The organism is Edaphobacter bradus (assembly GCF_025685645.1).
GTDB classification, from domain to species: Bacteria; Acidobacteriota; Terriglobia; order Terriglobales; family Acidobacteriaceae; genus Edaphobacter; species Edaphobacter bradus.
The window spans coordinates 1,469,293-1,492,547 of record NZ_JAGSYF010000002.1 but is presented as its reverse complement, the minus strand read 5'-3'; the positions used below and the strand labels follow the sequence as shown (position 1 = coordinate 1,492,547).

Annotated in this window: 14 protein-coding genes; 6 read left to right on the top strand and 8 right to left on the bottom strand. The window is 56.3% G+C overall.

Going from position 1 to position 23,255, the window contains the following annotated elements:
* Positions 1-4: 4 nt before the first annotated feature.
* Positions 5-829, bottom strand: coding sequence for a cysteine hydrolase family protein (locus tag OHL16_RS12265; protein ID WP_263367409.1), 825 nt, complete (start codon positions 827-829; stop codon positions 5-7).
* A 601-nt stretch (positions 830-1,430) separates the two neighbouring features.
* Here OHL16_RS12265 and OHL16_RS12260 point away from each other — a divergent pair.
* The 5 genes from OHL16_RS12260 (at position 1,431) to OHL16_RS12240 (ending at position 7,731) form a co-directional block, all read left to right on the top strand.
* Positions 1,431-2,309, top strand: a complete 879-nt coding sequence (locus OHL16_RS12260; RefSeq protein WP_263367408.1) for an amidohydrolase family protein — start codon at positions 1,431-1,433, stop codon at positions 2,307-2,309.
* A gap of 28 nt (positions 2,310-2,337) precedes the next feature.
* Entirely contained in the window at positions 2,338-3,312 is a 975-nt protein-coding gene (locus OHL16_RS12255; protein ID WP_263367407.1) for an NAD-dependent epimerase/dehydratase family protein, read from the top strand.
* Positions 3,313-3,322: 10 nt separating this feature from the next.
* On the top strand, positions 3,323-4,624 hold the full coding sequence (locus OHL16_RS12250) for an MFS transporter (protein ID WP_263367406.1): 1,302 nt from the start codon (positions 3,323-3,325) through the stop codon (positions 4,622-4,624).
* Between the two features lie 159 nt (positions 4,625-4,783).
* Positions 4,784-6,958: a hypothetical protein gene (locus OHL16_RS12245; RefSeq protein ID WP_263367405.1), complete on the top strand. Its 2,175-nt coding sequence runs from the start codon at positions 4,784-4,786 to the stop codon at positions 6,956-6,958.
* A gap of 146 nt (positions 6,959-7,104) precedes the next feature.
* Positions 7,105-7,731, top strand: a complete 627-nt coding sequence (locus tag OHL16_RS12240) for a hypothetical protein (protein WP_263367404.1) — start codon at positions 7,105-7,107, stop codon at positions 7,729-7,731.
* Between the two features lie 17 nt (positions 7,732-7,748).
* Here OHL16_RS12240 and OHL16_RS12235 read toward each other — a convergent pair whose 3' ends face one another.
* From OHL16_RS12235 to OHL16_RS12215, 5 genes are all read right to left on the bottom strand, one after another.
* Entirely contained in the window at positions 7,749-10,082 is a 2,334-nt protein-coding gene (locus OHL16_RS12235; protein WP_263367403.1) for a heparinase II/III family protein, read from the bottom strand.
* A gap of 166 nt (positions 10,083-10,248) precedes the next feature.
* Positions 10,249-12,543, bottom strand: a complete 2,295-nt coding sequence (locus OHL16_RS12230) for a GH92 family glycosyl hydrolase (protein WP_263367459.1) — start codon at positions 12,541-12,543, stop codon at positions 10,249-10,251.
* A gap of 271 nt (positions 12,544-12,814) precedes the next feature.
* Positions 12,815-14,323 (bottom strand): glycosyl hydrolase family 39, encoded by a 1,509-nt coding sequence (locus OHL16_RS12225; RefSeq protein WP_263367402.1) that lies wholly within the window; start codon positions 14,321-14,323, stop codon positions 12,815-12,817.
* A gap of 262 nt (positions 14,324-14,585) precedes the next feature.
* Positions 14,586-16,160: a putative Ig domain-containing protein gene (locus tag OHL16_RS12220; RefSeq protein WP_263367401.1), complete on the bottom strand. Its 1,575-nt coding sequence runs from the start codon at positions 16,158-16,160 to the stop codon at positions 14,586-14,588.
* A 118-nt stretch (positions 16,161-16,278) separates the two neighbouring features.
* The gene (locus OHL16_RS12215; protein ID WP_263367400.1) at positions 16,279-20,178 is read right to left on the bottom strand and encodes a TonB-dependent receptor; all 3,900 of its coding nucleotides are present in this window, start codon (positions 20,176-20,178) and stop codon (positions 16,279-16,281) included.
* A gap of 1,357 nt (positions 20,179-21,535) precedes the next feature.
* Between OHL16_RS12215 and OHL16_RS12210 the strand changes: the two genes are divergently transcribed.
* Positions 21,536-21,721: a hypothetical protein gene (locus OHL16_RS12210; RefSeq protein ID WP_263367399.1), complete on the top strand. Its 186-nt coding sequence runs from the start codon at positions 21,536-21,538 to the stop codon at positions 21,719-21,721.
* A 23-nt stretch (positions 21,722-21,744) separates the two neighbouring features.
* On the opposite strand, the gene OHL16_RS12205 is transcribed toward OHL16_RS12210, so the two are convergent.
* Together OHL16_RS12205 and OHL16_RS12200 are read right to left on the bottom strand one after the other, a co-directional pair.
* Positions 21,745-22,542 (bottom strand): HugZ family pyridoxamine 5'-phosphate oxidase, encoded by a 798-nt coding sequence (locus OHL16_RS12205; RefSeq protein ID WP_263367398.1) that lies wholly within the window; start codon positions 22,540-22,542, stop codon positions 21,745-21,747.
* 86 nt (positions 22,543-22,628) lie between these two features.
* Positions 22,629-23,117, bottom strand: a complete 489-nt coding sequence (locus OHL16_RS12200; protein ID WP_263367397.1) for a hypothetical protein — start codon at positions 23,115-23,117, stop codon at positions 22,629-22,631.
* Between the last annotated feature and the right edge of the window lie 138 nt (positions 23,118-23,255).

Below are 23,255 nucleotides of genomic sequence, written 5' to 3'. Positions count from 1 at the left end.
ACATCTACGATGACCTCGAAGTTGCCGTCTCCTCAGCCACTGACCCGCTCTCCTTCTTTGCGGCGTTGCAGGCTTCAATGAAGTCTACTGAGGTCGTAGAGCGGCCCACGTAGACCTCGCTCCACATCACAATCCGCTCGGTGAATCCATATGTGCCTTTCGTTTCTTGAGGAAACAATTCAAGGTTCGCCAGCGTACAGTCCCGCAGAAAGATCACTTCGTAATTCAGGTTGAGCGCGTCAATCATGGTGCAGTGCAGACAGACGTCAGCGGCATATCCAACAAACACTAACGTCTTTACATCGAGGTCGCGGAGCAACGCATCGAGATGCGTATCCTTAAATCCTCCGTAATAGAGTTTCCTGATGTAATAATCGCCTTCTCGAGGCTCTAAGAGTTTGGAATGTTTCAGAAACTCTGACGAACCATAGTAGTATTGGCGCGGATCGATGTTGTCTTCGGCGCAGAGCTCCTCAAAGACAATGTCCAGCGAGCGCTTCAATTGCTTAGCAAACTGAGACTTCGACAGGGCGATGCGGGGGGCGCTGTTACTCACATAGATCACAGGCAGGCCCAACGCCCTCGCGGCATCCAGCGAAGGCTTGATCCTCTCCACGTTGACCTTCTTCTCCTGGTCCACGGTCCATATGTCCATCGAGGACCGCGGGTGAGGCGTGGCATCCTCTTCAGAAAACCCGAGGCCGTAGACGTCGACCAGGACGAACGCTGTTTTGTCGACATCGATCTCTACCGTTTCGGTAACGTGGCCCAAAAAGTCTCGTTGCGGATAGGCGCGATAGTGGCGCAGATTCAATTGAATGCAAGACATTTACAGGTACCTCCGGAATCTTCGTTTGATACAACTTCCCTATGCCTAGTTCGGCGGCGTCAGCGGAAATCCCTCCGCTGCGTACGCGAACCCCTCGAGCTCATTTACTTTCCGCTCATTATCGCGCGGAGATGCATAATCCATCCTTGTGATCTTCACGCTGTGCCCTTTCGGCTGGCTCTGTGCTGATCGCTTGCCAGCCTTCTTATTCCCTGCAACGACACGTTTCGTTAGCAGCCCATTGAAATATCAAACTCAATAGCGAGACGTCAAGTACAGGATGCGGTTCGAATCATTCCTGTGTTCCACCTCCGGCGCATATTCTCGGTAAACTAGCCAGGTACAGGCAAACAAGAGGTGGTGCATGGAATGTACTTGACAAGCGAGCCGGGGTTGTATAATGATCCCGGGCGACGTATTGAAATATCAATTAACGTGTGATCCAAGGAACTGAATGCGATTCAGACGGAAAGCGGTGCTTGTGCTTTCTCGCCTCACACCTTATCGCGGACAACGAAGCGACGGTTGACGGAGAAAGGCTGTTTTTGTCTGGCGCAGGAAGTCCCGAAGGAACTACCAAGCCCTGAGAGGCAATTGACCCGTGCTCATCATTGACACTCATGCGCATATCTATGCTGAGAACGATGCAGAATACCCTGCCATCGATAATCCGACTCGGCCTCCGGGAAAGTCGGGCTCTTTAAAAACATTGGATGCGCTTATTAGCACAAACCACGTCTCGGCGGCCTGCGCCATACAGCCAATTAGTTTCTACGGCTGGAATAACTCATTTATCCGCGATGTCTCCAGCACCAAGCCAAAGCATCTCGCTGGTGTTTGCGCGCTTGATCCGGACGACACTTCTGCGTCCGAGTTGCTCACGCGATATGTGACCGAAGACGGAGTACGTGGTCTACGCACCTACGTGGGCTCCGGCAGCCAACTCGATCATCCAGGCGTGCGAGCGCTGTGGCGGGCTGCCGAACAGCTAGGCATTGTTGTGAACGTCTCTGTCGGCTGCGATAAGGCCGACGACCTAGCGCGAATGCTTGAGGCATTTCCCAATCTACCGGTCGTCATTGATCACTGTCTGCTTCCGAAAGCTGGTCCGGATTTGTCTGAAACCATAGCAGCCATGGTCCGGCTGGCACAATTCTCGAATGCCTACGCCAAGCTGAGCTTCCTGCCGCTCGGCAGTCGAGAGGAATATCCCTACCGCGATATGCACCAGCCGTGCATGACCATCATCGCGGCGTATAGCCCGGAACGCTGTGTTTGGGGCAACTGCTTTCCATGCGAGTTATGGAGTCCGAAGTCGGACTACTCGCAAAACCTGCGGCTCTTTACCCACGCGCTCAATCTTCAGGCCTCCGCAAGGGCCAGCATCCTCGGTCGCACCGCGCACGCTCTCTGGTTCGGAGAGATACGCCGTGGCCTGCATAACTACACCCCTCGGATACTTGCACGGAGTCCTCGATAGGCTTCTGCAGCTCATTCGGAGAACAAGCATGAATGTACTCGTTACCGGCGGAGCAGGGTTCATTGGATCCCATGTCGTCCGTGAACTGATTCAAGCCAATCATACGGTTGTCGCGTATGACATTCAGATCGAGAGCAATTCCCTCGAATACGTTTTGGACGAGGCCGAGCGCTCACGCATGAGCGTCGTCACGGGCGATGTGAATGATGCCGGTGAATTCATCCGGATTCTTCGTGAGCACAATTCCGAAGCGATCGTTCACCTCGCGTCGCCACTCTCCTCGCAAACGGAGAGCGATCCGGCTCTCGCAATCCGAAACATGGTTGAGGCGCACCATGTCGTCCTCGAGGCGGCGCGTCTGGCCAATCTTCGCAAAGTGGTGTGGGCCAGTTCCGTCGGCGTGTATGGTTCGCCGAAACAGTATAACGATCTGCCCCTGCCTAACGATGCGCCACACTACCCTACGTCGCTGTATGGCGCCTGCAAGTCCTTCAATGAATATCTCTCAACGTTCTACACCGACAAATATGGAATCGACACGTTGGGGCTACGCTTCCCCTTGGTATATGGTGTCGGACGTATGCGAGGCAACGGAATGTACTTCGTCAATCTCGTGGAGCGCCCCGCTCTGGGCCTTCCCTGCCAGGTGCCGTTGGCAGACGCAGAATACGGCTGGCTCTACGTCGTCGATGCCGCTTCACTCGTAGCACAGGCACTTTGCACGGAGAAAACCCCCACCCGCAACTTCAACGTTGCAGGCGAGTTCGCCAGCATGCGCAAAGCCGTGGAAATCATTCGCGGTTGGATCCCCGATGCAGAGTTCGAGCTCGAGCCAGGCGAATATCCCATCGTTCAAGAGCTGGATTCGAGCAAACTCAGAAACGAAGTTGGATTTGTTCCCTCGTGGTCTCTAAAGAAGGGTTTGCACGACTGCCTCAACATCGTTCGCACTCGCGCCGGACTTCCGCTCCTGGAGTCACTCGAACATAGCTCACACACTTAGGGAACTTCCAATGCTTCGACCCATCGGGTCCGCCCCGCGCTATCTCAAGTCCGAGTTCCAGCACTACCTCGGCGCATTCCTGCTCCAGCTTGCCATGATGATAGCCATGACGGTGATCCCGTTTTTCACCTTCCAGCATCTGGGAGGAAGAGAGCGGGCTGCAGCAATGGCATACGGAGTTCAGGTACTCAGCCTGGGCGTCGCGTGCCTTCTCTCCGCATCGTTCATTTCCGTGTTGCCGAACGTCTTGCTCTGTTGCCTGATTGGCTCCGCAGGATTTGGCGTGTTCTATTCCACCGCCATACTCGCCCGCAACGTCATCAGCTTCTGCGTTCTGACCGGGATGGCGATGCTTTTCTTCGCACTGGCTTGGCCCGCTTTGCAATCGTGGCTCGGCGCGCAGCGGGACGCAGCCCTCCGCGCAAAAAGCTTCTCCTACTTCAACCTGTCGATCGGCATCGGCCTCACCCTCGGACCCTTCATCGCCGGCTTGCTTTATGGTGTAGATTACCGACTGCCCTTCCTGGCAACTCTTCTATTGAGCATCGTCTCCGGGCTTCTCCTCTTTGCGTTGCCGCACGAACGCGAATATTTCACGAGCGTTCCGCCGGTTTGCCCTGCTGAACTGAACGTGACTTCGACACTGCAGACAGATGCCGATAACGAAGCGTATCTCTACTGTGGCTGGCTTTCGAATATGTTGGGGTGGGGCCTGACTGGCGCCGTCCGCACCGTCTATGCCGGACGCCTCGACCAACTCGTGCAGCAGGGGAGGCTCGTCCTGTTCTCACCCAGCCTGCCCTTACATGTCTTCACCGCACAGCACGGCCCCTCTGCTGCCACCCTGTATTCTTGGATGCAGAGTGTCCTTTCGCTTGGTTTCTTTCTCACCATTCTGGTTATGGGTCGGACCGTCCGGTGGCAACACCAATTCTGGCCTGTCATTGCCTCTCTGGTCTTGCTCGGCGGCGGAATCTGGCTGCTCGCAGATAGCCACAGCCTCATCGTGATTCTGCTATGTCACGCAATCATTGGCGCATTTACGGGTTTCGGCTATATGGGCAGTCAGTGCTACAGCGCAGCGAACGTGCTTCACAAACATAAGCGTCTTGCATTGAACGAAGGATTTTCGCATTCCACCGGTTTCTTCTTGCCCCTTGCCTTCGCGCAGCTTGGCACATGGTACGGCATCACATGGCCATTTACGCACACGCCCGCGATCCTTGCAGTCTTCATTGCTCTTCAATTTCTTTCTCTCAGATACGCAAAGAGGAACGCAGCGGCCGCCACCTTATCCACTTGGAACGTATGACCGCTGATGCAGCCACAACATGCGCTCTGTCGGGACTTTTGAGATGAACCACCTGAAGGGACATGCATGCAGCTGAGATCTACCTCTCATAAGAAAAGGCATACCTGGAGCTTGACCGTCGGGCTTTTTCTTTCTCTGAGCGTACACGCGCAGGTATCTGTGCCGGTTACTTTTGAGCAGCCGTTGCATAATGCCAGCTACCCCGAGCTGGTGTATTGGTTCATCACACCGGAGACCTTTGCACCCGGCCAGGCTGCACACGATGTACAGCACATCGCGAAGGACTCACGCTTTACATTTGCATTCCTGACTGAACGGAACGGGGTGAACTTCTCTGCAATGTTCCCTCCGAATGATTTCGTGCCTCCCTCATGTCCGCATTGGCCGCCGTGGTGCAACAAGTTCTCCGGCAATGCGAAATCGCACGCGCTCCTGGCAAACATCGTGAAAGACGCTCATGCGAACGGGCTGAAGCTGGGGACCGCGTTCAACTGGCTTACCGTCGACACGGAACAAAAGATCTCGTTCAACGAAGCCCAGACAGTAGTCAGTTCGGCCGAGACTACGCTCGACGATCGCGGCCACGCCACGTTAACGGTTGGTGCGAAGCTGCGCTTCGCCCCTCCCTTAAAGAGTGAGCTGTTGCGCGTCTACGTGTTCACGAAAACTGCAGATGGTGAATACGATCCGCGGACTCTGGAAGATGTCACGACAAAGGCACACGGCGTTGCAAGAATCGGCGACCCCACCACTGGGCTGATGGACGTGACCATCGACTTGGGCCCCAGGTACGCCGGCAAGACCGTGGTCGCGATGCAGCAGACATGGCTAAACGCGCTGGATCTCCAGAACGACGCGTACATCCGCTGGGTCCACAACGCCCTCGATGAGTACCGCGACGTCCCCCTGGATGGAACAGCACTCGACGAGTTCGGATACACGCGCCTGCTGGGAAACCCGCCCTGGCGAGGCCTATTCGCGGGCGAAGCATTTCAGGCGCGGTTCGAGGCAAGTACAGGCATGAAGCTGCCGGAGACTCTCTTGGCTATGAGATATTCTCCGAGCGGTCATCCCGAAGTACGCATCCGGGCGATCGACAAATATTGGGACTTTCTGCGAACCGGCCCACAACGGATCGAGATGGAGTTCAACAACTACAGCAAGAAGGTCTTCGGAGAGACGACTTTCGCCGGCATCCACAATACGATCCACAACCACCTGACCAACGACGAACCTTGGACGTCGGGCCTGAACTGGTGGATCATTCCGCGCCAGTACGGCATGAGCGACGAAAATCTCTCCATATCCCTTCGCATGGGCATGCTGGTCTCTCATCCGGGCAACATCATGTACGACCAGTTCTATGGGCGAGACATCCATATGTTCGCCGAGAAGGCCCTGTATGATGCTCGCTTCAACGCCCGCATTCACTATCACGGATACAACGACGTGGGGGCCTGGGGAGTCGATCTTTCGACAGAGCCTTTGCTGAAAACCATCAATCCCATTGAAGAGAAGATACGGCTGCTGAATCGCTTTGATCCGGCTGCGCCGGAGCTACCTCTGCTTGTAGTGTTTGGCATGCCGAGATTGTTGAATTGGTATCCGAGAGAAGCCGACCGGAATTCCTTTGATGTAAACGGCTCACTTCTGATTGAAGAGAAGGCAAAAGCGCTCTGGGATGCAGGATTTCGCTGTGCAGTCGTCCCCAGCGACTTGATTGACAACGGGATGTTGCGACTTGATGATCACGGCGTGCCGGTGATTCATGGCCACAGATTTCGCGCCATTGTTTACCTGTACCCGGAGTATGCCAAGCGCTCGACGTTATCGTTCCTCGAGGCCTACGTTCAACACGGAGGCGCGTTGATGCTGGAAGGCACAGCCACACGCGACTTCGACGGAGAACCCATCGCCGACCGCTTTTCTTCTATTGCGGCCAAAGCTCGGGTGAATAGCTTCGATATCGCGAACCTGGACAAGCTGGCCATCACAAAGGACCCGCTTCAAAAGATCGGCGGATCGCTTGAAGATGGAAGCGTGATCCTGACGGATCTCGCTTCCATTGAGAAACACACGCCGAACGATTTCTCGGTTACCGTGGGAGGTCACAACTTCAGAGGATCCTACGAGGGAGTATTTGCGATCAAGACAACTAAAGACGGTACGATCGAGAAACTTGCGTGCGGTCAGTGCGGCCCGTTATCCCGTGACGGCCGTGAGATACTTCGACTCCAGAAACCGGCTGACCTGTTCATACGAAACGATGTCGGTGGCTACCGCGCCGTTGTAGTCGGAGATCAGGGATCCAACTCCGTCCACATGACGAAGTAACTCCGCAGATGAGATTCTTCGTCAGACCTGACGGGTAGAGGTGGAGGAATTCGCGCCTCCTTTCTCGCGAAGCATCGAACGCGAGCGTGGCCTCGCGAATTGTCATGTGTTTACTGCGCTAAGCTCCTTTAACGGGAGAATTCGTCGTGCCGCCGTATTTCATCGAGAACTCCGCTCTTCGGCTCGCGTGCTATCCGGAATATGGCGGCAAGCTCTTCTCTCTGACCGAGCGCTCCACGGGAACGGAGTTTCTTCTGCCTCCGGCAGCGGCGTACCTCAGCAACTCAGCCGGCTCCGTCTTTGAAGACAGCGACCGGGGCGGGTTTGATGAGTGCCTGCCCAGTGTCGCCGCGTGCAGCGCCAGCCCCCATCATCTTGCGGTTCCCGACCATGGAGAGCTATGGCGGACGTCGTGGGAGATCCAGAACGCCTCCGCGGTCGAACTGAGCATGTCGGCAACGTGCCCCTGCTCCGAACTGCAGCTCGCGCGGAAGGCAACTCTGGACGGATCGGCGATTGACTTTCACTACCAGTTAACAAACCTGGGTCGCGAGACACGGAACTGGCTCTGGTCCGCACATCCGTTACTGTTTGTTGAGCCTGGAGACCAGATCCTCCTCCCGGACGATATCGACGAAGCGCGAGTCGAGTGTTCGCTCTCTGGGGAATGGAAGGGTGATCTCCTTGCGCAAAGGCCGAAGCGCCACTTTGCAGACGGGCAGGAGCGTCACGTCCTCCCAGCGGAGTTTCCGCTATCGTTGACCTTTGGGTAACAGTCGCTACCACCCTGTCAATTGGTCCGCTTGAAAGAGACGATCTTTCTCGCCTTGTCGTACACAGTGGCGGTCTCGCTTCCGTTCCACCGCGTTCTCTGAGGAGGTCGCTCGGCAGCGATCAGAATGGAGTTGGATGCATCGTCTGAAACAAGCTCCACCGACTCGCCCGACGACCAACACGCGGTCAGCTTCGAGAGAGATTCGAGAACGCTCTGGCGGCCGCGGCGCAGATAGCTGCCGTCGCTCATGAAGTACCGCGCTGTTGTCGCGCCTCCTGCGACGGGCTGAGTGAGATGTACGAAGTACGCATCTGTCGTCCATTCACCAATCGTGATGCCAGTGCTCGTTGATCCATTAACGGCGCGGAGGTTCACATACAATTCTTCAACGGAATGCGCCGCCTGAGCGCGAATACCAACAAAATCTGATCCATTAAGAAGCTCAAGCCTCGGAACGGCGGCCGGATCCAGACAGATGGCCGTTATGAATTGTTGGGATTTGTCCGCAGCCTCAGGACGAAAGGCCAGGTACGGAACCTTTCTGTCGGGGTCGTGGTCGGCCAGGCCAGTTTCTTGCCGTTGGGCATGAGGAGGAAAGAGCATGTGGACGACGGCCTCGGCGGGGCCATTCTTCAACGTTATACTTCCATCGGCATTGGCTCGGTATTCACCCTCGTAGTGCAATAACCAGTCCATGGGCCCTTCGGTATATGCAAGCACCGTATCGACGATGAAGATCACATCTCCGCTCCAAAGCCAGTGCCGATAGTTGCGACGAAACCATCGGGCCATCGGGCCAGTTGCATCGGCATACACGTATTTCAAGCCCAGGCCGTCAATCAAGCTGTGCATCTGACCCGGGAACTTGCAACCATAGTTGATGTCTTCTTCCGGTTGTCCGGCGCCATCCATCATGATCACATTGTGCGCGCGGCTTTGACGATAATAGGTGGTGTACTCCGGCCGACTGTACGGACAGTTTCCGGAATCGATCACCAGAGGTACGCCCTGCTTGAAGAGGATGAACGAGCCGGCATCAGCATGCGCGTGGTTCCACGTGTAGCCTGACTTCATCGCAAGAAATGTGGCGTCATTTTCCCACGACGAACGCATCGTTGCCCATCCCATCTGCGGATAAATACAAGCTGTCGGCGCACCGCCATGGACACGGGGTATGGCCTCTCTGTGCAACAACGTGAGCAGTGTGCTTTCCGGATGGGTATGCACATACTGCAGATAACGCGCGGCGTCGGATGTGCCAAGGCCACAAGCGAACAGCAACATCATCGTGGTAGTTACATCGACATGAGTTGGCGAGTCGCCGAAGTTGACAGCAAGGGACCCTGTCGACGTCGGATAGAGCGTCTGCAGAAAGAACCGTGCGATGTGATCCAGCGGTTCAATCCTTGGCGCCTTCCGCCCCAGGAATGTGTTCTGCCAGGCAAGCCGGTAGCACAGATACTCCGAAATGCCGTAGTTGGTGTACAGCACGCCCTCGTAGGAAGGCCCGGAACGCTCAAAGGTCTGCACGCGGTTTTGCAGGACATTCCCTGGGTACTGGAACCATTGCAGGAATCCAGCATCGACCGCGTCAATCCAACCGTGCGCACGCGGGTCGTCACCGAGCAGCGCCAGCGCGCAGAGGCCTCCGCCCGCGACGCAAACGCCCCACCAGTTATGCCCCATCGAGTCGAACGAATGGACACGTTTTCCCGGCAGCACCCAATCCTCCAGGATGGGCAGCGCAGCCAAGCGCACCATTCCCTCGGCGATCGTCTTCCGGTCATCTTCAGAAAGCACAGAATGCAGCGCATCGTAGCCCGTTGCATATCCAAAGCTGAACAACTCCGTGTCCAGTTCCGAATGCCATGGGGGAGACCGGTTCACCAGCCCGGGACCAGCCCAGCGTACATAATGTGTGTAGTACAGCAGCGCACCTCGAAGTTTGTCTGCATATTTCGCCTCCCCAGTGAGGTGAAACAGAAGACCCAGCGTCAGACCCATTTCTGCGATCTGGTTTCCTGGTTTAACGTAGTTGGCCTGTTGTCCTCCCCCGATTTCGGCCACATTTTCCGGAATCAGTTCTGCAGCCAGCAACTCTTCGCCATGCTTTTTCAAAGCGGCATCCGCTTCGGGATGCGACGCCAGCGTGCACCGAATGCGATCCAGCGAGGCGGCGCTGTAGTAGAGCCGTGGATGCGCCGGATGATGCCCCGGGGCGGGTCCCTTTGCCACCAACTCACCTTCCTGGCGGCTGCCCCATAGTGCTGTCGAGGCGCCCATGGCGGGACAGGCTATGGCAATCCATTTGATCAGGTCACGCCGATTGATGCCTTCAAGGGTGCTCATCGATCTGTCCTCTTCCATTGCTTTTTCATGCGGCCGAATCATGCGCCAGCTGTGCGCCGGCCAACTTGAACAACAAAACGAAAAAGAGCAGAGCAGGCGTCCAATGTTTCATCAAAATAATCCTCGACAATGCGAAGCGAGACGTTCCAATAGGACCGCGCGCGAGTTACGGTTCGTTCTGCGGGGGAGCGGCCCAGGGAGCGCTTCCCCAGTTCTTGTTTGGCTCAGGTCCCATGGTCAGGACCAGTTCGGCACCATTGGCGACGTCGCTGTGATAGATCCAAGGCTGGTTCAAAGGTTGGCCATTCAGCGTAGCGGATTGGATATACACATTCCCGGGTGACTGATTCCGGGTCTCGATCACAAACTGCCGTCCCGGATAGTACTTCCTGTCCAGGTGAACGACGATACGGCAGAAGAGCGGGCTGCCGATCTCATAGATCGGCTTTATGGAGCAACCGCCATCCATTTCGAACAGCCCCATCGCCAACATCACGAAATAGGCCCCCATCTGGCCCTGGTCTTCGTCGCCTGTGTAGCCGGATGGGCTGGCAGAGAAGGAGTGCTCCATCACCTCCCGAGTCCATTTCTGTGTCAGCCATGGAGCGCCCGCGTAATTGAATAGCCAGGGTGCCTGCATGTTCGCCTCATTGCCGACATCGACCACACCGCGGGCGAAATTCGGCTGCGAATCCTCGAACCCCTGATTGAGGCGCCGCACGAACTCGTCCCTCCCCATCAGTCCGATCAGCCCTTTCACGTCGTGTGGAACCCAAAAGGAGTACTGCCACGCTGTGCCCTCGAGGAACCCCTTTGTCTGTGATGGCGAAAATTCCTTCATCCATGTGCCATCCCGATGTCTTGGCCGAAAATAACCCACTGACGCATCCCACACGTTGCGGTAATTCTGAGCGCGCTTCGAGAAATATTGAAAATCCTCGCTCTTGCCGAGCGCCCTGGCCATCTGCGCGGCACACCAGTCGTCGTAAGCGTACTCAAGCGTAAGCGAGGTCCATGCGCTCTTCTCCTCCGCGGGCACGTAGCCGAGATCGCGATATGCCGGAAGTTGTTCCATGCCGACCCACCCATCGATCCATCGCCCGGAGTAGATGCCCTCGTAATACACCTTTCCTGGAGTCGTCTGCACATGCTTGATGGCTGCAAAGGCCTTCTCCCCGTCGAATGTGCGGATGCCCTTCTGCCAGGCGCCAACCAGCAGGGCAATATCATGCTCAGCCACCATGACGCCGCTGTAGCGAAGCCCCCCTGGCCCTTTGGACAACCACCCGCCGTCGTCATTGAGCTGAATCTGCGACCTTGCCCATTGGGCCAGGACCTCCGGTGTTACCAGTCCCCAGAGCTGATTCAGGTTCCAGAAGGTATTCCAGAAGGCATCGCAGCCAAGCATCGGCGATTCGGGATTCGCGAGTTGCCGGACGCGGCCTGTGGGATCGACATACTTGCCGTTCACATCGCTGAAGATCGTTCTGGCCACATAAGACCGATACAAATTGGTGTAGAACTTTCTTCGATCGGTTTCTGAGCCACCTTCCACCTCGATCTTCCCCAACAGATTGTTCCAGGTGTTGCAGGCATTGTTTCGAACCGCGTCGAACTCCCACCCGAAACGGTTCATCTCCGTTTCCAGGTTGAGCCGCGCCTGGTCGATGCTCACGTATGAGATCCCGGTTTTGACCAGAATTACCTCGCCTTCCTTCATGCGATAGTTGGCGAAGACGCCCACATCGCCTTGACCGGCAATCTCCCTGGCATCTTGAGTCACATTCGTCCCCACCCAGCCGCCCATGGAATCGAACGGCTTGCTGAACTGGATGACGAAGTGCAGCTTGTATTTTTGAAATGTGTAGACGTGGGTGTTCGTCTGCTCTGTTTCGCCCTCGATCTCCGTGTCGCTCACGCGGCGGATCACAGCATTTTGGACGACCGTGCCATACTCACCGGGAACATTCAGCACTACCAGGACGCGAGCCTGATCGGCTTTCGGAAAAGTGTAACGCTGGATCCCCGCGCGTGTCGTGGCACTCAGTTCACAGCGAACGCCGTAATCATCGAGCGTAACTGCATAGTATCCGGGTGAAGCGCTCTCGGTCTCATGCCGGAAACGCGAGCGGAAACTTTCCGGTGAACCGGATTCGGGTCCCTGCACCAATTTCAGCGGGCCTGTCGTGGGAATCATTAGGAGGCCACTCATCGTCCAGGAGTGAATGTGGCTGAACCCAAGAAGGGTCCCGATCGTGTAGTCATAGCCTGCCCTGATGTTGCCAACGCGGTTGTCTGGACTGAACTTGACCATACCGAAGGGCATAGATGCACCTGGAAAAAGCATCCATCGCAACCCTGCATTCGTAGTGCCGATGAACGGATCAACGTCGTCAATGGGCAGGCGGCCCGAACCTCTGGGCGAGGCCCAGCCCGCGCGCCCGAGAGTAGCGGCGGCCACTGCGCCGCCTGCGGAGCCAAGAAATTGGCGGCGTGTCAGGCCCGAGCCGAAACTGCCAGATGCGCAAACACTCCTCAAATGTTTCCTCCATGTCTAGTACGTTGTACCGGCTGCCTCATTGCAGGAGCGCCCCACATGAGTTCGGAGAGCCGTGAGCGTTGGAAACGACCAGTTACCCTCGCACGCCGAATTCGCTGATGCTTCCTCACCGGTTCTGACTCATCCATACGAGGTTTCCCCTGACCACGCTAATCACCTCTAAATCGTTCTCTCACCAACTCACCGCCGCCACAGCAAATGGCTCCATATGGATCTTTCCGTCCGTGGGTTTTACGCTGCGCGCCGGCCCATCACCAGTCACCGCATCCACGGCCAGCGCGCTGGCCTTCTCCGCTTCCGGCAGCTCCACATCAATCGCATGGTTCCGCTTGTTCGCCAGCAGCAGCTTGCGGCCGCCTCCGGTCACAAAACCCTGCGCTGCTACGTCGCGCGAACGGATCGATGTTTCCACGAGCTTATCGCCGGCGTGGAACGAATCCCTGATCAGCTTCAACGTCCAGTACCGCGCATTGGGCTGGTTCTTGGTCCAATCCATCATGCTTACGCTGGGATACTGCGTTGGGTATCCCACCAACTGCGACATCCCGATCAAATCGATCTGCAGGCGCGAGAGCTCGATGTAGAGATACGCATAAAGCGATCCGCACAGATTCCAGTACGCGGCCGGTGGAGGCACGTTGTCACCGGCTTTTTTGCTCGTGGGGAGGATGACGCCGAGCTCATCGAGGTCCGTCTTTGTCGCGGGCGAGAGACGCTTACGAATCTCCTCGACATATCGCACCGTATTCAGGAATCCGTTGGCCTGGTCGAAGAACGTGTATTGCCATTCGTTTGCACTTTCAGTCGGCTCCGGCACTACATAAAAGTGATAGGAGATGTAATCCAACGGAATTCCCGGCTTATGGTTCTTCGCATCAAGGAAATATTCAAAATATCCCGGCTCCTGGTTCGCCCACCCCAGTGCCAGCCCCATGAATTTCGTATCCGGCGAAACCTTGTGAATCGCGCTCACAATGGTGTCGTAGCGTCTCGTGTACTGTTCGGGTGTGGTTCTATGCTCGCCCTCCGGCTCATTCAGAACCTCCCATACGGGAAACTTGTAGTGATAGCCTGACTCGTGACGCGCTCCGTTCTCGTCGGTGAATCCGCCGTTCACGTACCAGCTCACCAACCGCGCATAGTAGTCGCCGATCTGCTTGTCGGTGGGGTCGCGCTCCTCGGTCCCCTGAGTGTAGTTCCACACCAGCTTGTTGGGATCGTCAGGATAAGTCACGGGCTTATCGCTCTTGAAGAGCCATGCAGGCATGGTGCTAAAGTTCATCACCGTGGGATGGCCGTCGGTGGCGGCCAAAAAGTCCTTGGTCATCGGATCGATCAAGCTGAAATCCCACGAGGTTTTCTGCAGCGTCGGTGGCTCCAGCTCGGCCACTGCCAGCCTGGGATAGGGAAGCCAGGGCACATAGCGCACGTAGTCCGCCCCTAGCTCTTTCACAGCTTTGTAAGCTGCTATACCCAGGGGCTCCCCGGGCCGCAGCGGCGGATTGACCACCACCTGTAGCGTGGGCGAGGACTTCGATACCACCGTGGTCTTGCCCCAATCAACTGCGACCTTGACCGTTTCCTGGCCCGGCGCGGCGCTCTGGTAAGCAATACAGACGAATCCCAAAATCAGCGGACGAACCCGGCGCAACACAACCGGGGTCAAAATCGAGGTACTCATGGCCTGATCTCCTGCGAGCTATGCGCGATCCAGGTTTCGGGAAGGCGCCTCATACCAATCTCTGGTCGAAAGGCCCAGCCCGCGCGCACTGCCGCAGGAGCGAGAAGAGCGGCGGCCATGGCGCCGCCGCCGGTACCAAGAAAACGGCGTCGCGTCTGGCACGACTTCTTCCTGCCCGACTTGTGAACGCTCATCGCGCAAGCACAGACCACGCAGTCGCCTGGTCCATCAGTATCGACAATTACCATCTCTGACATGGACGCTACCTCGCCGGCGACACGGGGAGAGTCCTCTGTGGGGATATCCGCACTAACGCCACATCATGGGCGGGCACCTGAGATGAGAAACCGTTTGCAAATGCGCCAATACTTTCGTGACGCCAGACATCACGAACCATTAGAGTCCCACTCCTTTCCACATCGCTCCAAGGCACCGATATAGTAAGTGGCTCCGTGCTCAGGTTGAATAGGCCGACCGCAACAGAACCGTCGTCGAGTGGTTTTGCTAGAACAAACTCTTGCGGTGTTTTTCGGACGACCTTTGCTTGTCTTCCTAATGAGTCCTGGTCAATATCAATCACTTCTGAGTTGCAGAGAACATTGAGGGTGAAATCGTCCAGCTTGGTCATCTCTCCAGAAAAGAAGAGTGGCGCAGCCATTAATGACCACATGGACATGTAGCTGTATTGTTCTCCCTGTGTTAGGTGAGTCGGTTTGGCTGGCAAATTGATGTCATTCGCGTCGCCAACCGTTCCTATAAGGATATAGTCTGGGTCGTTCCACCCTCCCGGGCCTGCGTAGGCATCAAGAGCTGCATTGGCAAAACCGACAGAATAGAATCCTGGTAAACTACCCCCTTTGACTGCCCCAAGATCACCTGTGGTACGCCACGACATACCACCGATCTTTCGTCCCCATTTCCATACTTCGCCCATTCCATACTGGCAAATGTTGAGAACAATATCTCGATTCTGCTTCTCTAACAACGAGCTCATTTTCCTGTAAGGCTCCTGGAATTCTGGAAGACCAGGGCTTTTGACTACTGTGCCATAGCTACACCAGTCATATTTGAGCAGATCGAAACCCCATTTCGAAAACTGACGAGCATCGGCATCTTCGTGTCCGTAAGATGCTTCGAACTTCGCACAGGTTAAAGGTCCTGGTCCAGAGTAGATCCCTGCTTTCAATCCTAACGAGTGGATATACTCGGTGAGCCCACCCATATTCGGGAATCGTGCGTTTGAAAGAATGTCTCCATCAGCGTTCCGCGCTGGCCCCTCCAATTGAGGATCGGACGATCCCGGTTTTCTAGCCCAGGCATCGTCGATATCTACGAATTGATAGCCATAGTCTGCCATTCCCGACTTAATCATTGCGTCTGCAGCTTCGCGAATATCGCTTTCTGTTGGGTGCTCGTAGTAGGAATACCAGTCATTCCATCCCATCTGGGGGGTCAAACCAAGTTGATCGCCCACAACGATCTTGAATTGACGCGACACGTTGCCAAGTGAGTTGGCGGCTTCTAGGGTCGTCGCGTATTCACCGGGAACGTCTGGAGTGGTGCCGGAGATGATTCCCGATGTCTCGTCAAGTTTGAGCGATGACGGAAGTCCCATGGCCGAAAAGTGGATCGGACGAGTGCCCGTACACGGAATGCGGTAGAGAAATGGATGCCCCGGTCTTGCGCCATATACTTTCGGGCCGTTTATGTGTGGAATGGGCGGTGCCTTGGGAGTCCGCATATCGAGAAGACTCTGTCCAAATGCAACCGGACATTGCATTCCAAGGGCCCAGACTACGAATGTCGAAATGAGAGTGGCTTCACGTCGAGTCAACATTATTTTTTCTCTGGCTCGCTTTATTTCCGTGGGCGTCCAAGAATACGACCGGGACGAGATGGAATAGATCAGCCCCGAAGATTAGGGCTCCGGGGCTGATCTCCATTCAAGCAGCGGGTTAGAACGTGAACCGCATTGTGAGTTGCAACTGACGCGGCGACCAGTAGGAGGAACCATCTATGCCGCCGGACGAGACGCTCTCCTCGCCACTGGTCGTATTCGGATTGTTGTAGCCCTGGATGTTGAACACATTGAACGCGTCCAGGTTCACGCGGAAGTTCACCTTCTCCGTGATCGGGAAGACTTTGAACAGCGAGAGATCGACGATGTAGTTGAACGGTCCGTTGAGAACGGAGTGGCCGAAGGGATGATTCCCTGCGTATTGGGGAGGGAGGGAACTGGTGGTAGGCAAGAAGGGAACTGTGACCGGCTGGCCGCCGTTCAAGGTCGGCACCCTCAGCGCCACGTTGTTAGTCCCAAAATTGGCTGCGATGTTCGGGTTATTGTTGATCGGAGTCATGTAGGGCTGGTAGGTGGAGGGAAGCCCCGTTACGCAATTGGTAGTGCAAATGCCCCCGTTCGCCGGCGGGAGAAACTGCGGCGAGATGTATCCGTTGAACCACATGAACCTATTGAAGCATTTGCCGCTGCTGCAGTCGGTAATCGGCACACTGTGTTTGTAGGTAACGAGCTTGCTGGCTTGTCCCCAATTGGTGGTGGCGGGCGAGAAATTCTGGGACTGGACTTGCGCGTCGCCCGCAATCTGCCATCCGCCGACGATCTCATCGACAAAACGGTTGGAGTTGCCCAGCAGCCGTTTGCCGCGCCCGACCGGCAGATCGACGAGACCGGTAATCGTAACGTGGTGGAACAAACCACTGAAGTAGGGGTCAACCTTGTAGTCCTCGAAGCGCAAGAGGCTATGGTACTCGGCCCATGACGGCGTTCCAGCCGGCGGCGCGGGAGGAGCCGCTGGCGTGGTCATTGGGCCCTCACCGGCAAGCGGGGCATAGGTGGCGCCTGACGCAGTTCCCAGGACGCCGGGATAGCTCGCGAGAGGAAAGCCGAGGCTTTCGCGGGTGGAGTTGCTGCCCACTCGGAAGGGCCTGGACCATACGTAAATGACCTGGTAGGCGATGCCGTGATTGAAAAGCCTTTGGTAGTTGACCTGCAAGGAATTGTCGTTGGACCAGCCGTCTCTATTGAGCATCTCGATTTGCCCGTAGGTGATGTTGTCATACGGGTTCAGCGCGGTCCCCGCATACTGATTGGTCCCGATCGTAGAGCGTCCTCCGTTGGGTGGAAGAGTGCCGGTGTCATATTCCCAGACAAAGGGCGACAAACTGCCATTGGGCCAATATCCGTGAGTCAAGTTCGAGGCGTGCGTCCAATTCCAGGTGACCCGCAAAGCCGAGTTATCCTTGAAGGCCTGCTCAATGGTGAAGTTGGTCTCGGTCACTATTGAGGGAGGGAAGTCGTGGTTAAAGTAATTTCCCCCGACGCCTGGAAGAATCGAGTTGATCCCGGAGCTAGCAACGATGTTCGCGGTGTTCTGCCCCAGGAAGACATTCTGCGGATGCCGCAGCTCGTAGTTCGGCGTGCTGTCCGGATTCTGCGCGGCGCTATTGTTGTTGTAACCGTAAACATTGTAGAACGGCAGATTCCTGGTTGTGAGCAAATTGCGTAGAGCTTCGGGAAAGATATATCTTCCATAGGATCCGCGGACCACGGTACCCCGTTTGTCGCCGAAGGGCTGCCAGGCAAAGCCCGCGCGGGGGGCGAAGTTGAATGGGTAGCTCCTGAGCAGGTGGCCACCCGAGTACCCGGCCGCCGACGGCGTCTCGAATTTGACGCCGAGGTTCTGCATGTTGGTGATGATGGCCTGGGTGGTGATTCCTTTGGAGACGTAGTATGAGGGAGTGTTCTCCATCACGATGGCCTTGTTGGGCAAGTCGAAGGCGAGGCCAAAGCCGCCCGTGTTTTGCGCCGGATGGTCCTCCCAGCGAAGGCCGATGTTCAAAGTCAGGTTCTTGCTCACGCGATAGTTATCCTGGATATAGGCGTCGAACTCGTTATCTGAGAAGTGGGTATATGGCGGCAGAATGCCTGCGGTGAAGTTGTACATGGAGCCCAGGAAGGCATCGGCCGCACTGGCGCCCGAGTTCGCCAACGCTCCATAGTTTCCGCCCGTCTTTGGATCGTAAAGGGCCGTGCTCAGGTTGTCGGCCGTATTCTGGTCGGACCCCAGATCGGGCTGGTAACCAAGCCGTTCGTGACGGTATCGCACCCCGAAATGCAGTTGGTGCTTGCCTGCCGTCTTGGTCAGGTTCTCATCGATATTGGATATGATTTGGCTGATGCCGTAGTCAAATTGATTACCCCCATGAGGCATAACAAAGCCGCCAATGGTCGGGAAGCCACTCTCGCCGAAGTTATTTGGTAATCCCAGTGGCTGCTCATAGTTATGGTGCGGGTCTCCGGTGGCGGTGACAAACTGGCCGAACCATTGCTGGCTGACCACGGTTTCAGAGAAGAAGCTTGGGGAAAAGATATGCGTGTAACCGAGAGCGGCGGCAAAGTTCGGTACCGGAAGGATCGTTTCCGCCGAGGCCGCCATCGCCGGGATACCATCGGCCGCAATGGTGGTTGCGACGCCTGCAGGATACTGGGAGCTCTGCATGCTTGAGGTGTACCTCAGGTATGCCTTGTTGCTCTCGTTGAAGTTGTGATCGAGACGCCAGGTGATGGTGGGGATAGAGTAGAGGTTGGGGCCGGCCCAGTTGTAGTTAGGTGCTGACGACGACGGGTTTAATACACTGGCGTTGGTCGGTGCCGGCGTCATATCGTAAATGATCTTGGCCACAGGGTTCAAGCGGCTGAGCGGGATCTTGTTGTTGCCGGGATCTCCTTGGATGCCATTGCCGAAAGGCATGCGGCAGTAAGGGTTGTTTACGGTTGGGCCGGCGTTCCAGATTGTCACTCCATTGACCACGCCTGGTGTGGGGCAGGCGGGATTAGCCGTTGTCGTCGATGGATCGTAGAGCTGGGTTTTGGTTAGACCGCTGAAGTCGCCGCCTTTCATCGCCGGCGTGTCCACGGAGTACAGTTGATTCACTGTTTGGATCAGCGAGTAGCGCTCAAACGCGAAGAACCAGAAAGTCTTATCCTTTCCGTTGTAGAGACCGGGCACAACGACGGGGCCGCCGGCGGAGACACCGAATTCGTTCCGCTTGTAATTGGGAGCGGCGAAGTTCGCTGGATTTTGCCTGGCCTTTGCAATTCCAGCGACACTGTTATTTGCTCCCGTCCAGAACGCCGTGCCATGCAGTTGGTTAGTTCCCGATTTGGTAGTGATAATGCCGGTGGCCGGGGTTGCATACTCCGCGCCGCCGCCGCTGACTTCCACTTTCACTTCCTGGATAGCGTCTGGATCGGGATACTGGGAATGCGTTGAGGCGTTCGGGCCGCCGAAGTTGCGGTTGTCGAGGGGCGCACCGTCCGCGACATACTCAAGGGCCTCGCCTGCAAGACCATTGGCGCGGGTGCCCGGGCCAAACCCGTTTTCCAACCCCGGTGTGGTCTCCTGGGTCAGGCTGGTGATCACGCGACCGTTCATCGGGAGTTGGTCAATTCTCTCGCGTTCCAGAACGGAAGTAATAGCCCCACTGTCGGTATCTGTGAGCTGAACGATCGTCGCGCTTACCTCGACCTTCTGGGTGACCGCTCCAGCGGTCATAACGGAATTGACAACCGCGGTCTGGGCCGTCTGAAGCTCAACCGTGTATATATAGGTCTTCATCCCCGGCGCTGTAACGGTCAGGTCATAGGTGCCGGTGATCAGGCCGGGCACCTGATAAAACCCAGTTTCGTTAGATTTGGTACTGGACGCAACACCCGTGGCTTTGTTTACCACTTGAATCACGGCGTTGCGTATGACGGCGCCCATGGAATCCGCGACTGTACCCTGAATGGTGCTTAAACCGCTCTGGGTCTGTGCCCATGCGCTCGATGAGAACATTCCTGCGCATATCAACGCGGAAAGGATCCATACCCCGAACCAGCCTAGGAAGCACAGCCTTCCGAGCAATGGATGCCTTGCAGTCCGATCCTTGGGCCCATCACCGTGTGTCGTCTTCATACAGCCTCCTAAATCGCAGTTCCTTCGTAGTTTCTTGTTCAGGCCTGGCTATCCCGGCACTCTCCAGACAGTACCGACCGCGGATCGGAATCTGGCGCATTCATCTGTCCAGGTTTCCTTTACGATCTGCATCAACACTGAAATATCAATACGAGTAGGAGTATGTATCAGCCACCAAATCGATTTGTCAAGAATTCTTTTTTGCGAGCCGTTGTATGTGCGGCACCAGGACAGAGAACTAGCCCGCCACCGCGGCCCTTCGCTGAGCTAACGAGCAGAACAAAGGTGGTCGAACGGCAATCATGACGTGCCCATCAACCCATTTATTTTATGCTGCTTACCTCGACGGCATCGGCATGAGTCATAGCGCTCTGTTGGGTTCTCGATCCCCGGCGCTGCACGCACTCCATCGGCTCTGACGCGCCACGGCGAGGAACGGGCAACACCTCATCTCCGCTACGGTAAACCGGCTACAAGCATCGTCAGATCGTCTTATGCTGAGATATCACTCGGCGCTGCGAAACCAGACGATCGAGGGCCGACGTCCAGCATTACAGTGGCCCGGCGAATCACGCGGGTGGCAAGCCCTCGGCTCCTAAACGATATCTGGACGTTGATCCCTGAAACATTTTGCGGGCAAACTGGGGGATGTTGCCAGACATAAATTTTGTATTTTGAAAAATTTATACTGCGTGGCGGGAGTGAGGGATTCGAACCCTCAATAGAACTCATATAACAACCTATGACCGCCAGTCAGCCGAAATACGGTTGCTGCGTCTGGCTTTCCCTTCTCGGGCGAAGGAACTCCGCAGAGGCCCGAACCAAAATTTGCAAGCAAATTGAAAGCACACTGGGGCATTCTGGCACTTTCTACACTTTCCTCACGATGTAGAATGTGTAAGTTACAGATTCTACAAGACTAAAGAGACTCCGATCCCGTCTCTGGCCACCACATTCCAAAAGACTTACGTCCGACCCAAGAGCCAATTACGTTCCGAAACGTTCCAACCGCGCGGCGGAGTCGGTCAACTCCCACGTTTGGATTATCGGAGCTCCTTTGAGAGCCCCCTCTCACACGAGGAGAGCCTGTGTTCATGCATTGCCCTTCAGCGAGACGGCGATCCGACACATCCGCTGATCGCCGACGTACTCGCCGAACTCCTGTTGCAGAGTCAGTCACCCGGCTTACAACTGCAGCCATCCTCGGTACGGATTTCGCGCGGAGGACTTTCTCCGCGTGATCCTGCTCAGTCACCGGGCCCATCTCGGTGTGGAGTGCTGCCCGGTCTGCCACATCGACTACCCGGGGTACGAATTGGCCGTCGTGAAATTTGAGGCGAGCAGGAAGGCATGGCTCTGGCGCTCGCTCGACTATGCCCTCAACCCTTCTAAGCGTGTCGCCGTGGAGCGGAGCCCCTCGTGAGAGGAGCTATTCCCGAAGGTCGTTCACCCTCCCACCCTGGCCTGCCGGACCATCTCCACAAGCACTGTCCGAGTCTGCTGCGGGGTGACTACCTCATGGGGAAAGTTGATTCGAGTACCCTTCATTCCTTCATTGGTCTTCAATCGAAGAGAGAAGCCCAAGCGGTCGACTGAAGTCATGGTCGCTTCGGTCGCTTCGAACCGCACATGCGCCCGCGCCAGCAGGATCATCGAATCGATATGGTCAGCATTCATGTGCGCTAGGATTCCAGGTGCAGCCTCGGCTAGCGGGTCCGGTGCTGCTTGTTCGTAGTCTCGCGCCTCGACCCAACCCATCACGCCAAAGCCACCGACGTAGTAGACATCGATGGGCTGGAGCCGGAAGAAGCTGAAATCTGCGAAGTTAACCCAGTAGCGACTATTCTCATGACGAGAGAGGTATTTCTCCCGAGCGTCAGCTATGTCGTTCTGAGGCACGGGTTCGGCGGTGCCGAACAGAGTTGCCCGGGCGGCCCCAAGCGCATCCCCGTCGGCTGCTAGTTGGCCGACGAAGAGGCTGCATCGCGGGTCGGTCTTCAGGTTCAGCGTGTGCATGGCCATATTGCTGATGAGGAAGAGGGGGCGTCCGGAAGAATCGAGCGCGAATGGCATCAGGGACCCAAACGGGAATCCCGGATGCTTGCGGGAAAGCGTCGAGAGCGTGCCGAACGGGACGAGCGACATGAGAGTCCGGACCCGCTCGGCGTGGGTTGGTTCAGGCAATTGCGGCAACACTGGCCCCGTGAATGCGTGCTGGCGGGTTGCAGGTTCGGTCGGCGACATGAGTTTCCTCTCGTTCCCCATGGTAGCGGTTTCCTGACGGAGAGAGGGCGTATGTGCGTCCTACACTCTCGCTAATCACGCAAGCACTAAAGCCTGGGGTCGATTGGCTCACTCTCCAGCGCGAGTACGCCAAAGACGCATTCATGTGTTCTGCGCAAGGGTTCCTTTCGAACGAAGCGTTCCAGAGCCTCAATCCCAAGGGCGAACTCTCTGCTGGCGAGTGACCGCTTGGATCCGACAGCCCTCGACCTCAGGCGGTCAAGGTTTTCTGGCAGCAGATACTCCGGGCCGTAGATGATTCGCAGATACTCTGGTCCTCGACACTTGATGGCAGGCTGAGCGAAGCCCCGGCGTCCCTTGCTGATGAATTCGAGCGGTTTGACGACCATGCCTTCACGGCCTGCCGCCGTCATGTCGGTCCACCACGCAGTTGCAGCATCGCAACTGGTCGTGTCATTCACATCGACCACCTGAAACGGAGTCGCTAGCAGTAGATGCTCATCCACCTCGCAGAGCCTTGCGATAGTCACCGCTGTAGCGGGAGCTGCGGTGGTCGAACTTCTGCGGCATGTCACTGGATTTTCCGGCACAGATGATCCACCGATGCGTCTCAGTTTCGACTTCGAAACAGGAACCGTGCGTAGAAATCGCCTATCGCCGGGTGTTAGCTGTAGGATTTGCTTGCCTGAATCCATCGCTCAAGACACACTAAC